Annotated in this window: 13 protein-coding genes, 1 pseudogene and 1 riboswitch; of the genes and pseudogenes, 7 read left to right on the top strand and 7 right to left on the bottom strand. The window is 59.5% G+C overall.

The features are described from left to right. Positions 1–191: 191 nt before the first annotated feature. From BN2476_RS42315 to BN2476_RS42340, 6 genes and pseudogenes are all read right to left on the bottom strand, one after another. Positions 192–566, bottom strand: coding sequence for a copper resistance CopC family protein (locus BN2476_RS42315; protein ID WP_087740109.1), 375 nt, complete (start codon positions 564–566; stop codon positions 192–194). 11 nt (positions 567–577) lie between these two features. Then, positions 578–1,480 (bottom strand): annotated as a pseudogene (locus tag BN2476_RS42320) (hypothetical protein). A 115-nt stretch (positions 1,481–1,595) separates the two neighbouring features. Continuing rightward, the gene (locus BN2476_RS42325) at positions 1,596–1,979 is read right to left on the bottom strand and encodes a DUF2946 domain-containing protein (RefSeq protein ID WP_235851218.1); all 384 of its coding nucleotides are present in this window, start codon (positions 1,977–1,979) and stop codon (positions 1,596–1,598) included. Positions 1,980–2,092: 113 nt separating this feature from the next. Then, positions 2,093–3,154: a HoxN/HupN/NixA family nickel/cobalt transporter gene (locus tag BN2476_RS42330; RefSeq protein WP_087740110.1), complete on the bottom strand. Its 1,062-nt coding sequence runs from the start codon at positions 3,152–3,154 to the stop codon at positions 2,093–2,095. Positions 3,155–3,214: 60 nt separating this feature from the next. Then, positions 3,215–3,403: riboswitch (cobalamin riboswitch) on the bottom strand. A gap of 142 nt (positions 3,404–3,545) precedes the next feature. Continuing rightward, the gene (locus BN2476_RS46910; protein WP_087740095.1) at positions 3,546–3,761 is read right to left on the bottom strand and encodes a hypothetical protein; all 216 of its coding nucleotides are present in this window, start codon (positions 3,759–3,761) and stop codon (positions 3,546–3,548) included. Between the two features lie 296 nt (positions 3,762–4,057). After that, positions 4,058–4,981, bottom strand: coding sequence for an ATP-grasp fold amidoligase family protein (locus BN2476_RS42340; protein WP_087740096.1), 924 nt, complete (start codon positions 4,979–4,981; stop codon positions 4,058–4,060). A 1,035-nt stretch (positions 4,982–6,016) separates the two neighbouring features. On the opposite strand from BN2476_RS42340, the gene BN2476_RS42345 reads away from it, so the two are divergent. The 3 genes from BN2476_RS42345 (at position 6,017) to BN2476_RS42355 (ending at position 8,130) form a co-directional block, all read left to right on the top strand. Then, complete coding sequence (locus BN2476_RS42345) at positions 6,017–7,021, top strand: glycosyltransferase family 2 protein (RefSeq protein WP_087740097.1); 1,005 nt, start codon at positions 6,017–6,019, stop codon at positions 7,019–7,021. 35 nt (positions 7,022–7,056) lie between these two features. Further along, complete coding sequence (locus BN2476_RS42350; RefSeq protein WP_087740098.1) at positions 7,057–7,338, top strand: hypothetical protein; 282 nt, start codon at positions 7,057–7,059, stop codon at positions 7,336–7,338. A 264-nt stretch (positions 7,339–7,602) separates the two neighbouring features. Next, entirely contained in the window at positions 7,603–8,130 is a 528-nt protein-coding gene (locus tag BN2476_RS42355; protein ID WP_087740099.1) for a GFA family protein, read from the top strand. 289 nt (positions 8,131–8,419) lie between these two features. On the opposite strand, the gene BN2476_RS42360 is transcribed toward BN2476_RS42355, so the two are convergent. Then, positions 8,420–9,886 carry a 3'-5' exonuclease gene (locus BN2476_RS42360; RefSeq protein WP_087740100.1) on the bottom strand — a complete coding sequence of 489 codons (1,467 nt, stop codon included), beginning with the start codon at positions 9,884–9,886 and terminating at the stop codon, positions 8,420–8,422. Positions 9,887–10,518: 632 nt separating this feature from the next. Here BN2476_RS42360 and BN2476_RS42365 point away from each other — a divergent pair. The 4 genes from BN2476_RS42365 (at position 10,519) to BN2476_RS42385 (ending at position 13,189) form a co-directional block, all read left to right on the top strand. Then, on the top strand, positions 10,519–10,803 hold the full coding sequence (locus BN2476_RS42365) for a ribbon-helix-helix domain-containing protein (RefSeq protein WP_087740101.1): 285 nt from the start codon (positions 10,519–10,521) through the stop codon (positions 10,801–10,803). After that, entirely contained in the window at positions 10,791–11,099 is a 309-nt protein-coding gene (locus tag BN2476_RS42370) for a type II toxin-antitoxin system RelE/ParE family toxin (RefSeq protein WP_087740102.1), read from the top strand. The genes BN2476_RS42365 and BN2476_RS42370 overlap by 13 nt, the downstream gene beginning before the upstream one ends. Positions 11,100–11,354: 255 nt before the next feature. Beyond that, positions 11,355–11,741: a YncE family protein gene (locus BN2476_RS42375; RefSeq protein WP_087740103.1), complete on the top strand. Its 387-nt coding sequence runs from the start codon at positions 11,355–11,357 to the stop codon at positions 11,739–11,741. A 968-nt stretch (positions 11,742–12,709) separates the two neighbouring features. Continuing rightward, positions 12,710–13,189, top strand: coding sequence for a hypothetical protein (locus BN2476_RS42385; RefSeq protein WP_143811208.1), 480 nt, complete (start codon positions 12,710–12,712; stop codon positions 13,187–13,189). The last annotated feature ends 14 nt before the right edge of the window (positions 13,190–13,203 follow it).

Below are 13,203 nucleotides of genomic sequence, written 5' to 3' on the forward strand. Positions count from 1 at the left end.
CGAGTGCCTGGCGTGCAATGTCCTGTTTCATGTTTCGATCTCCCGTCTGCCCGACAGGCATTTCTCGAGGCCGTCGATGCGCGATGCAGTGAACGGCCTCGCCTGTCCGGATACATCGTAGCTTCAATCTCCGGCCACATCTGCTGAGAGTGGCCTACAGCGGGCACAGCCGTTGGAAAGCGCCAACTTCCTTACTTTACGTCGAAGCCATAATCGCCGTGCGTCCGGTGTCCGTCGGACGCCACGGCCACCCAATGCACGGTATAGCGTCCTGCCGGCAGTGATGGCAAAGCGACCGAAATCGTATCGTGATCCTTCGCGTCGACGGCGGCCTTTGCAGTATTGACCTGCTTGCCGCCTGCATCGGTGACGGTCACGGACGAAAACGCGGGTTCCAGCGGGCCATCGAAGACGATCCGCACCTCGCTGGGCGCGGTCACGGTGGCACCAGCGGCCGGAACCTGCGTGCGGGGAAAGACGTGTGCCCAGACGGAACCGGCCCACGCGAGTCCGAGGACCAACGCAGCCAGCGTCGCGCCGCTACGCGAATGATGACGTGTGTTCATGTGATGCTCCATTACCAGTTGAACAGCGGCTTGCCGACGGTCGTCGGCGCAATGTCGTCGAAGAAGACATGCGCCTGCACGAGAACACCGACGTGTGAACCGCTCGCGCGATTGACCGGAATCTGCGCCTCGATGCCGAACTGGCCGTAGCGGTTGATCCAGATGAAGCCGGGATTGACGGTTCCCGTCGTCTGTCCCTGGCTTCGCGAAAGGGGAACTTCGACGATCGGAATCAGGTTCGAAAACGGTTGCGGCAGACCAAGCGAATGCACGTGCTGCTCAAGGTACGGCAGGCTGTACTGGACCGTAAAGCCGTAGTTGAACGCGTTCGGCTATCCGGCGCCTGTCGTGAGCGCCGGTGCCGCCTCGGCCGTGATGGCGACAGGACGCAGCCAGGCGAGCGAATCCGGCAGGTCGCCCATGCCCTTGCCGAGATAGATCGTCGGCGAGATGGTCGAGAAGCTGTTCGCGATTGCGTGGCTGCCTGTCCCTCCGAGTTCCGCGGTGACACCGACCGAGGTCATGAATTCGTGCGCCTCGTTGACGTACAGCAGGTACTTGAGGCCGATGTCGAAGTTGTCGAAGCCGTGCGCGGTCGGGTTGTTCTGCATCACGTATGAGCCACCTACCGACAGCGCAAGTCGCGAGGTGATGAGCTTGTCGTATTCGAAATGGAACGTGTTGACGCTCTGGTCGCCGTCGTCGCCCGGCACGCGGATGTGCCCGAACTGAAGGTTGGCTTCGTCGCCGACCCCGGGGTCGTCGACGGCCAGGGTGGCGGGAAAGACGCGGTAACCGGCAATCGCGTGAGCCTCGGCCTGCAACGGCAACATGGCAGCAGCGATGCCGAGCGCGGCCGCGATGACGGTTAGCGTGGCGCGCGGTGCTGCGCGTCGCATCGAATGGGTATGCATGGCTCATCCTTTTTCTGGAGTATTGTCGAACCCTCGAACGCTGCCAATGCGTGGGCAGGGGCGTGCGCGAGGACGTGCAATCGCGCGCGGCGCGCAACGCACGGAAGCGAATCGATCAGGAAAGGAGAACAGGCGGGGCGCGAGGCTGGCCGGGCGTGAGCGGCTCGACGAGCCGCACGCTCTCGAAGCGCGTAACGCTCCGATGAAGCACCGCCTGCGTGAGCTGCGTGAAGGCGAGCTGAGGGACAAGCACGGCCGGCATGTGCGCGAGAAGGCTGCAATAGCCGCACACATCGCCGTCTGGCATCGGCGCGTGAGCCTGCGGATGATCGTGCTGTGTTCCTTGGTCCATGCGGTGATGCATGGCATGCTGCATCGACAGCATCGAGCAGTGCATGCCACTTTCGCCGCCGCCGTGCAAGGCGGCGAGCGAATGCGACACGGCAGGCGCGAGCATGGCCATCAGGATTGCAAGCAATCCGAGGAAGCTGCCGGTCATCCGGCAAAGGCGGCTTCGCATTGGCCTGTTGGGTCGTGTCGTTGCGGAAATCGAATCGACGCGATTATGCCACGGGCAAGCGCTGACCCGTGACCATAAGGCGGGTATTTCCGTCAGCCGACATTGACGGGCAAGTCGTCATACCGTCTGAGCCGGTAGATCACGGCCGAGATCAGCCAGCTCAACACGAAGATGCCGATGACGGCATAACCGAGCACACCGAAATGATCGGCTGCCGTGCCGACTGCATCCCAGAACGTGCCTCTCATATCGAGCTTGTCGCCGATCAGCGCGAGCGCTTCGAGCCCACCGATCAGCACGGCGATCACGACGGAGACAAACGTGATCGTGATGTTGTAGTACAGCTTGCGGATCGGCTTCATGAACGCCCACCCGTAGGCGCCGACCATCAGGACGCCGTCGGCGGTATCGACGAGACACATGGCGACCGTAAACAGTGCCGGAAAGACGAGGATCGTGGCGAGCGACATGCCGTGCGCCGCCTGCGCGGCCGACATGCCGAACAGTGCAACCTCGGTGGCGGTATCGAAGCCGAGCCCGAACAGGAAACCGATCGGATACAGATGCCAGCTACGGGTAACCAGTCTGAAAAGCGGCCGGAAGATTCGCGAAAGCAGGCCGCGCCGGTTCAGCAGCCTGTCCAGGTCTTCCTCGACGAGGCGCTCGCCGCGCTGCACGCGGCGGAACGTCTTCACGACGGAAATCAGAATCACCACGTTGACGACGGCCAGCACCAGCAGGAACGTGGCCGACACGGATGTGCTGATGATTCCGCCCACCGACTTCACGTCGTCGAAGCGGCTGCTCAGCGCGATCACTGCAAAGGCGAGCGCGACGGACAGGGCGATCACAATCGTCGAATGCCCAAGCGAAAAGAACAGACCGCCGGCGACGGGGCGTTTGCCGGACTGCATCAGCTTGCGTGTCGCATTGTCGATGGCGGCGATATGATCCGCGTCGACCGCGTGGCGCAGGCCGAACGTATAGGCGAGCAACGCCATACCCGTCAGCGTGGGCTGGTCGTGAAGCGCCATGAGCGCCCAGATCCAGACGCCGATGTTGGCGGCGATCAGCATCGAAAATATGCCGAAGATCTTGCCGCGCAATGTGTGCGGACTGTCGTCAAAAACACGTAGGAGGTCGAGCCGTTGCATGAATTTCCTCGCATGCTGGTTGTGCCGGCCCAGGTGGGCCGGCGTCGGCCGGAACACGCGCAGGCGTTCCGGGCGCGGGCAGGTCTCCTGGCTTGCGCGTCGGCGTCCGGCATCGCCTTCCCGGTCGATACAGTGGCATACAGATGCCGGACTTCGCGCCTACAGTTGCGGGCACAGCTATGGACTCGGCTAGCGCCTCACCATATTCCCTATCAATGCCTTGCGGCAACCCACGCCTCGCGATTATCGCCTGAAATGAAAAGGCCGACGCATACACCGGCCCCGTCTCATGCGCGTAGCGTGCAGACGGTGGACGTGACGGGCACCACGGGTGTGGGTTCAGCCGGCCGCGTGGGCCATGCGATCCAGCCGGCCCAGATCCCGAGCGCGATCAGTGCGCCGAGGAAAAGCGGGTTTCGACGTCGGGGAAGCGGTAGCCGATATTGCCGTTGAAATGCTCGTATTGTCCGCGCTCCTGCTGGCGGAAGCCGTCGGCGTGATCGACGGTAAAGGTGCCGGTGAACGCGAGATTGTTCGGAATGCCGTCCTGAAGGGCCCGGCAAACGCTAGCCGCGATCCATGGTGCCTTCGCAGGGGGCTTCGGCACTGCGGACTGGCAAGAGGCCAAAGCGCTGCTGGAAGCGTCGGCGTGAACCGATTCGCTGCGACTACCCGGTCGTGTGGGAGACTGATGACATATTCGACAACCAATAGGAGCCCGCGCGTTTCCATCGGCGCGCAGGCCTCTCACCTCGGGAATAAACGCCCTTGACGCAAATTCGTCCCCAGCGCTGGTGACGTTGCTCATGACTGACAAGGCCTCGGCATGTCGAGGTATTCGTCGGCTGTTCGAACTCCGGTTCTTTGCGCATACATCCGCTTGCAATCCCATTGGAGAAGCGGTCAAATCAACGCACGATATGAGGATCCCAAGGACTTGAAAAGTTTGCCCCACTCAAGATCGACACTGTCGGGGAAGATAGGTACGACACCTGCACCAGGGGTAAAAGTCAATTCACCAAAGTAAATTGCGTTGTCCGGAGCATAGAGATCCACTCGTACGTAATCGAAACCTTGAGATAGCATCTCGGCTGCATGAAGTATCGCAGTCAGGTTGGCAGGAGGTGGCTCCGGTGCAGGACTACGGGCATATCCGCCGACCTCTACGTCGAGATGATTCCAGTTCACGTCATAGATGTTGCCCCGGGGGTCTTGGCCAAACCGATTGCTGATGTGCAGGATATACATCTCGGGTCGTCCCGTTTTTCGGGCAAAACAATGCACCTTATAGTCGGCAGGAATCTCTCCGTCCTTGTCGAGAAGAAGCGCTTCGAAGAACAGTCGTGGCGCAATGTCCCTGTAGTGACGCTCACGAGCGTTTTTGTAGAAATCGGTCGACAGCCATTGGGCGGCAAGCTGTTGCAGTCGCTCAAAGCTGACCTTTGATTTGTCGTGCATGACTTCTACGAACGAACTCCCGTGATTCGCTTTCATGACAAAGGAATTTGGAAGAGAATCGAAAAGGACCCTCGTAAATTCCTCGGGCGCCGAAATCAAGGGCACGAGAAACTCTTCTCCAAGCACTCTGCCCACGTATTCGCGTACGCCTAGCTTGTCCGTCAGTGGAGCGTATCGAGGATCAGGTTTCAGGCTTCTCCTGAGAATCTGTTCGTTGAATGTGCGCGGCCGAATCAGATTTGGAAATCGACCTACCTCTTTTCGATGAAGAAGTGAGAGGAACAGTATGTCCGGCAGCAGAGACTTCGCTTTGTCTTTCAGACGTCTTCGGAAGCCAGGACCGTTGCTTACAACTTCTTTCTGTGTCATTCCGGGATTGATGGCATCGTTTGGTGGCAAAGCCGAATAGATCTTTTCGGACGTGACATGGACGTGTCCTCCGTTATTGCAAGCATTGCCTGGTTCGTCGATAGCGATGTCTGCGACCAATGTGGTAGCGCGGGGAGCGCGACGTGAGCAGAGATATTCGCATGCCGTGACAGGCCTAATTACATGCTTGTGCGTTCGAATACCTCGCCGCCAAACAATGCGGTTTCGTAAAGGCCGCACATGTTTCGATGACGGAATACCAGACCTACTAAGTGATTCCACGTGAAACATTCGCTTGTTTATGGCATCAGCTTCCGCTTGTTTTCACTCAAAGAACTCCCGGTGAGACGTGATGTTCCACATGGATACAACTCTTTGGTTGCGCACGGGTTCCACGATCTTCAGCGGCATGGCTGGGACAAACAGACCGTTTGAGTATACCAGGCATTTGCGACACTGCGGACATTTCGGTCGCAAAGTCGGGTGCTATTGGCCGCAAACGCTGAATACCATACAAGTACCGACATGACCCCTGACTGATTGCTCTGCCACTGTGGGTGGGGCAGGCGTATTGAAGTCCGCCTTATCGGCCAAAACCGCAACATTCAGGGACGAGATCGTGTCGTGGGTGTCCGGTCTGCCAGGCTGCCAGCCAAATCATGCTAAACAGATGGCGCCAGATTTTCTGGCGGAAAACATGTACCAGGCCCGTTCATTCACAGGTTCTTTTTCCTGCTACGCGACCGGATGAACCACAGCGGAATGTTGGTCGACCCTGAGCCGTGCGCAAGGTAGCAAGCTATGTCCCATCGGGACCGCTGAATTCAGGCTGGCGCGATGCTAGTGCGTCCCCCTGCCGCATCGCGTCGACGGTCATGGCGGAGGAGGCACGGAGACATCTGCTGTGTATTGCGTTGTGCGTCCGCAGTAAGCCTGGCTTGCAAGGCAACGCACAGCCGGATCGTGCTTCGTCGGTCTGTGATTTCCTTTCAGCCTTGATATCCAGCTGTACTCTTTCAACCTGCGTGAGTCACTATGAAAAAAATGACCGTTGTAATCTGCAACTACAACTACGAACAGTTTCTGGCGGAGGCTATCGATTCCGCGCTCGCGCAGGACTACATGAACACGCACATCATGGTCATCGACGACGGATCGACGGACGGGTCGCGCGCGATTATGGAGGGGTACGGTACGCGCATCACATCCGTCTTCAAGGACAACGGCGGACAGGTTTCAGCCTACAACCTGGGTGTCCAGCTCGTCGAAACTGACTACGTGCTGTTCCTCGACTCCGATGATGTGCTATATCCGGGTGCAGTAGCTGAAGTGATGCAACGTTTCGAAAGGGAAAATCCGGCGAAAGTGCAGTTCCGCCTCGACGTCATCGATCCGATGAGCAAACGTACAGGCATTTTTGTGCCTCACTCGGGAATCAATGGTGACTGTCGGGATCTTCTGCTGGGCGGGTGGCTGTACCCATCACCGCCTGCCTCGGGCAATGCGTATAGTGTCAAGGCGCTAAGGCAGATTTTTCCCATTCCGGAAGCGGCCACGAACCGGTATGGCGCAGATTTCTACGCGATCTATGGCGCAGCCCTCGTCGGCCCGATATCGACCATTCCGAAGTCACTTGGCGGATACCGGGTAAATGATGACGGAGCGCGAGGCGTATCGTTTGCCAACTCCGAGCAGACCGACAAGGCGCCTAAAGCGTTCACGGCGCGGTGGGCGACCCTGCGCGACATAGCATCGCGCCGGTTAGGAATGCAATTGCCTGCCGAGTTCCACGATTTCGCACATGAAAAGGCCCATTTCTGCTCGAGTGTCTATCAGGCGCCATTGACGACCCGATGGCGTTGGATGTTGAATGATTCGCACGCGTATCTGCATGCGATCGTGGCGAATCCATTCTGGAGTCTGAAGAAGAAGGTCGGAACGCTCGTGCTGTCCAGTCTCTGTCTGGTGCCGTACTCGCCTATCGCCGACTATGCGGTTCGGTACATCAGTAACCCACTAGCCCGCCATGGTGCCGGTTAGCGCCAAGGATATCGCATTTAAACGAGTTATAGTCGATGAAAGATCACATCGTCGGACGTTATCGCGGATATATCATTGAAGCATGCCTGGAGCCGCGTACGATCCGTTTTTCCGACCGAGTCGCACCGAGATATCGCATCACCTGGTGGTTGCGTACAAGGACGTCGAAACAAAAGGTAGTTGGCCAATTTGCTGATCCTTTTATATACGATTCAGAGAGCATCGCTCTCACTTGCGTCGACCGCAGGGCTCGCGCCTTTATCGATGCCATGTTAGCGGATGGCATCGACCACAAGTCGAGCGGCCTGTTTCCGTGATGAGGGCTTGGCATTAAAAGAACGTCGGCAAAGCCATTCCAGGTTAGATAAACGTCTCCAGGCGCTCCGTCGGCAATACGCCATACTGGCCGGTGGCAGGCTAAAGCCGATAAGACGATCACGGACCGTGTGGCATCCAGGCCGCACCACGCTGGGCCTCTGCTCGCGAAAATTCCGGTGTGCTGTGTAGGAGACGGCACCCAGGCAGTCTGAAAATGTCGCCCGCCGCCGGACTGCTTGCGATAACGGACTACACCACCTACGATGGCCGTGCACGTTTTTCCCGGACTCGAATGGGGGTGCGTCATGGATAACTTCCAGTTGGACGGTCGCTGTACTTGCGGTGCGGTACGGTATCGCATGTGCAGCAGTCCCATGTTCGTCCACTGCTGCCACTGTCGCTGGTGTCAGCGCGAATCGGGGGCGTCGTTTGCGCTGAATGCGATGATCGAAGCCGACCGCGTGAAGCTTCTCGCTGGCACGCCCGAGATCGTGGTAACACCGTCGCAGAGCGGAAAGGGGCAGAAAATCGCCCGTTGCCCGATCTGCCGTGTGGCAGTCTGGAGCCACTACGCGGGCGCGGGTGATGTGGTGTGTTTCGTGCGGGTCGGCACGTTAGATGATCCGGACCGCCTCCCGCCCGACATCCATATTTTTGTGGCCTCGAAACAGCCGTGGGTGGTGCTCCCCGCCGGTACACCGGCCGTCGCCGGGTACTACTCCGCGAAGGATTACTGGCCCGAGGCGAGCCTGACAAGGCGAAGGGAGTTGCAAGTCAGGGTGCAAAGATAGGGGGTTCAGATCTGGATGCTTTTGCTCGACGGAAACGGGCAACGAGGCTGTCCGTTTCTCAAGGTCAAAAGGAGAGGGTAGTGTCAGCTAACCTGTACCCAACAATACTGCCTCCGCCGATTTCCGTGCCCCCGCTCGTCGTGCCTTGTGCTGCTGTCGGGTAGATTGTCGTAATCGATCACATCCGTGTTCGTGATCGTGTCTTGATGCCTGATCGTGATACGGAATCGGTCTGGTTTACATCAATTGCAGTTGCAGCAATAACCGGCGAAGCGGCGCGCGGAAGGACTCAACGGCGGCGGCCCAGCAAGTGTAAAAGCTCCGCTCTCAGTTCGGAGATATCCAGAAGATGCTGTGCACGCGTAATGGCCACATAGAGCAGGCGCATCTCGTCGTCGTCGAGTGTCATGCGCCCGTCAACCACCTTAAAGCGGAAGTCATTGGTGACCTTTACCCGTTTCCATTCAAGTCCCTTCGCGCGATGCACGGTTGAGATTACATAGTCAGAGCCGGCCTCCGGGCTAATACGCCGTGCGAGCGCCCGCAAATACGCAGTGCCGCATTCGTCGACGATTTGCACTATCGGTAGCAGATCACGTCCCACGGCGCTGCGAGCAAAGGACTGTGCGTCGCTCCACGTCTCGAACAACGAGAATGCGGCCGGCCGGAATGCCCGCCTGCCAGCCAGTAGCAGGTCAGCACCATCGGCAAACGCTTCGATTTCGGCGGGACTCATCCTGATCGCCGGCTTGTGCCCCGCCTCAACGCCCGCGGCCAGGTGCCAGATTGCCGTCACGTTCTTCCGGCACAAAACAGCGTCGACGGGTGGTGAAATGTTCGGGTCTTCTACCATGATGGAGCCGATGGTGTCCTGGCCGCGAATGGGCGTGCGCTCGCCAAGCAAACCGACGAGGCGACTCGCAAGCGCCGCAAACGTTGGGCCGAAGCGAAATGACTCTGTTAACGCACGCTCGGGCGCGTTGATCGCGGCCATCGCATTGATCGCACCGCGCCACTCATAGATCTGCTGGTATGGATCGCCGACGTAGACGATCTGCGCGTGACGCTGCTGGTCAAGCACCGAAAGCATGACGCCATCGCTGTCCTGCGCTTCATCGAACAGGATGAAGTCGACGTCGAGATAGGGTGACGTCTGCGACCACACTTTTAGCGCCACGTCTGGCGTCACGGCACTGCGCCCGCGTGGATCTATGCTCTCCTTCCAGAGCCGCACGACGAATGGAAGCAAGGCTTCGCGCAGCGACCCGACAGCCGTCTCGTGCACTTTTTCGTCAACAGGGATGTGTGCAGCCTCAGGGGCAGCGTCCGCCGAACGACAGAACCGGCCGAGCCCGTCGATAACCATCCGGCCGAGTTCGAACGGCGTTACTTCGATCGGCTTACCGGTGATCGTCGGTATCTGTACCGGCCCCAGGCCGCATCGTGCAGCCAGTTCGTGCGGTGGCTCGGGCGGAAGGCCCGTCCGGGCGCGAAGGGCCGGTGACACTGATGCGTAGGCCACAGAATGCATTGTGCGGGCACTGACGTGCGGCGGAAACTGTCGGCGCGCGTGCTCAGCAATCTCCCTGTTGAAGGCAAGGTAGCTGCCCCGTTTGCCAGCGAGATGATTCGCCACCAGACCGAGTGTCGAAGTTTTGCCCGCCCCGGCGTACGCCTTGATTTTCAGGTCGCCGCCGTGGACGACCGCATCGATTACTGCTTCCTGTTCGGCGGTAGCCTTGAACGAGCGGGACATACGAAACGACTCTGAATGAAATGCGCGTAGTGTGCCTGAAAAGCCCCGGATCCGGCGATCGCTGAAAAATCGCAACCGAAATGTCGTTACTGTAGCGGCTCGGCAGCGGTGTGCCGGACGCTCGGGGTGACGGCGCCCCGGTTCAGCGTACCGTAACGTCTCACGCCGAGCGCGGCTGCCGAGCAATCGCTGGCCACCATCCGGCAAATACTGGCTTCCCGGACCGGCCACCCGACGCGCACGCGCGCGCGCGCGTGACGCGGATAAAAACTCTGCCGGGCGCGGACGCCGTGACTATCATGTAGACGTGGCGCGTGTTAACGACACGTGGCCGCAAAGCGGGGCACAGGCGGGGCTGGCGGGAAACTGGCCGCCTGTCTGTGCCTCGCCCGAAACGGGTCTGCACAGGTGCGGACCATTTTTTTGCCACCGCTTTCAGGGCGTGGAGACGATCGACGGCCCGCGCTATGCTCAGGCACAGCCATGTCGGCCGGCTGCGCGCAAGAGGCGACGATCATGCTCGAACCGCAAGCAGGGCGCTACATCGAGGGTGAGCGACCCGTTCCCGGCTTGCATCGCCATCTCAAACAGCGTAGGATGTAGCACAAGTGTGACACATTCTGGGAGTTGTCATGTCTACCACAACCCTTCGCCTGCCTCCCGATCTCCGGGACCGCATTTCCAAGCTCGCAGAGCAGTCTGGTACGACGGCTCATAGTTTCATGTTGGAGGCAATCGCAGAGAGGGTCGCTAACGAAGAATTGCGTCGTGAGTTTCTTGAGGAAGGCGACAACCGGATTGCGAACATGCTGGAGATGGGTGTTGGCATCGAGTGGGCGGACATGCGTGGCTACCTTCGTGAACGGGCCGCAAACCGTGCCGCGGAATTGCCAAAGGTAAAGAAATGGCGCGACTGATTCTCGCGCCCGAAATACAGCAAGATTTCGATCGGATTTTTGACTTCCTTTTTGAACACGCCCCGGAACACGCAGCACAACGCATAGAAGACATCGTAAGCGCGCTCGACATATTGCAATCGAGCCCGCTCATTGGACGGCCTGTTAGCCACAGCGGAATGCGCGAGTTAATTATCTCGACCGGAGCGAATGGCTATCTTGCGCTATATCGGTTTGTGCCTGAGCTGGACCTGGTGCTCGTGGCCGCGGTCCGCAGTCAGCGAGAATTGACCTATCGCCGCCGTGGCGATAGGTAGTCGTTATTGGGAAAGGCCATATAAGAGCCTGGCCTGGCCTTCGTAAAGGTGGGGCGACCTGGCGGGCGACCTGCGCACCGCGTCTCAGACGGCGATAAGGACTCCGATGGTGGCCGCCAGTCAAACCATAAAGGGTCTAGCCTCGCGACTCGCGGGGTACCAGCACGCACCAGGAGTCGGGAATCAACCGCGAAAAAACCGCGGGTACGGAAATTCCGGTTCGCAACGGCTCGCAGTGAGTAGCGGCGTCGCCTGATGGGACCCGACCGTATGTGGAACTCGGTCGACGGCACGCTCGCGGTGCTGGACACGACAGGCACGACGTTCTCAACCACGCTCGTCGGCATGGTGCCAGTCGGCCAGGGCGCCCTGGGGATCGCCGTCCCACCGGATAGCGCCCATGTCTATGTCGCAAACGCCACAGACGGGACCGTTTCGGTCATCGATGCGACACGCTCGCGGCGAATACTTTTTCCCGTCGCCGCCAATCCGCAAGGTGTGGCGATCGCTCCGAACGCGAAACACGTCTACGTTGCGCACGGCGCGCCGACCAGTGCGCTGCACGTCGTCGATCCCGCGAACCCCGGCACGGACCAGATATCGATACCTGCTCTCGATGGCCGTGTCGGTGACGCCGGATAACCGGTTTGTCTGGGTCCTATGTGCGCCGACGGCCCCGGCGACTCCGGCATACCTGCTGCAGATCGCCACTGAAAGGCCCCACAAGAATCACGTGGTCAGGAAAATCGACCTGCGCGCACCAGGCGTTGTGAGACTACCTCAATTCGACGGCGTGTTCGTCACATCGCCAATCAATCGCCGGAGATCGGGGATATCGCGCGGATCGGGCTGAACTCGCCGGTCGTCGGTGCGGGCTCGACGACCGGGAGGGTACACATCGAGCACGCACTATCTCGACCGACGTACGTTTGGCCTGGTGTCGATCCAACAACGTCAGCGGCCTCGGTCGTGGTGCAGGAACGGGCCGCGATTCCTGGCCGGCGCCAACACGTCAGTCTTCGATATCGGGTTGCACTAACGCAGAATCCAGGCGAGATTTCGTGCCGTGTTGAAGATCGCGCAATAAGCGTCGCGGTCTGAATGAGGAGAGACTGGGATCGACGCCCCGGCCACCTACGAGTCAACGACCTTTCCATAGATAGTTCCGTCTGTGAATTCATCGCCGCTCCGGTCCCGGCCGTTCAACCGGCTGCACGCGCAGCCTGCGCGATCGTCTCCTGCACACGCGGATGCATCTCCGTCCCTGGCGCACGCTGGCGGTTGTCCGAGACACGTAGATGAAAGAAACGCGGCAGTCCTGTGGAAGAAATGCGAAGTTCTACTGCGGATTCACAATGCGCGAGACGCAGATGATGATGCGTTGCGATCTCAACGCGCGGCCGCTCGAAGGACTTCCGATCGAAGTCGAACGGGAACAGTGGTGCGGACGCAGGCACGCACTTGAACGGCATATACCGTTGGATTTTTGTCGGCAAATCTGCATGCAAATCTGGTGCATGTTGCAGAACTCCTTCACAATCTGGTCAGGATGTCTCCACTTGGCGGCTCACACAGAGGAGTTCTAATGGCGGGTTCGCAGATGGCCTAAGGTGGTCGCAGCATGTGACCTGCCTGCCATAGGACCGGCGATCTTCCATTGCGCCGGCTGTGGCGACGAGGTGACGCTGTGCCGACCGCCGGGTTCTCAGGCCTTTTTTCGGCATGAGCGTGGTGCCGCGTGCGAACTCGGCGCGCTGCGCGCGCTGCACGCCGCGGCGCTGCAACTGCTCGTGGAGAGCCGGTTCGTCGATGCGCCGCCGCTCACACAGAACGGTCATGAACAAGGCAAGCGCTGCATGATCGAGGAGTGGGGCAGCGAAGTTTCTGTGCTCACGAGGATTGACGGTGTGCCGGTAGATCTTTATGCGGAGACGCTGGCGGGTCCGCTGATCATCCAGATCGCGATCAGATCGTTGTATGACGCAACAACACGCCCAGGCGTCAAGGCGCTCGGCTATGCGGCGCTTGAAATATCGATCCCCCAACCATACGCGATCGTTAGCGTTGGCGCGCTTCGGGAAGTCGTGTAGTGGTCTAATTTCCT

The organism is Paraburkholderia piptadeniae, from assembly GCF_900007165.1.
Classification (GTDB): Bacteria; Pseudomonadota; Gammaproteobacteria; order Burkholderiales; family Burkholderiaceae; genus Paraburkholderia; species Paraburkholderia piptadeniae.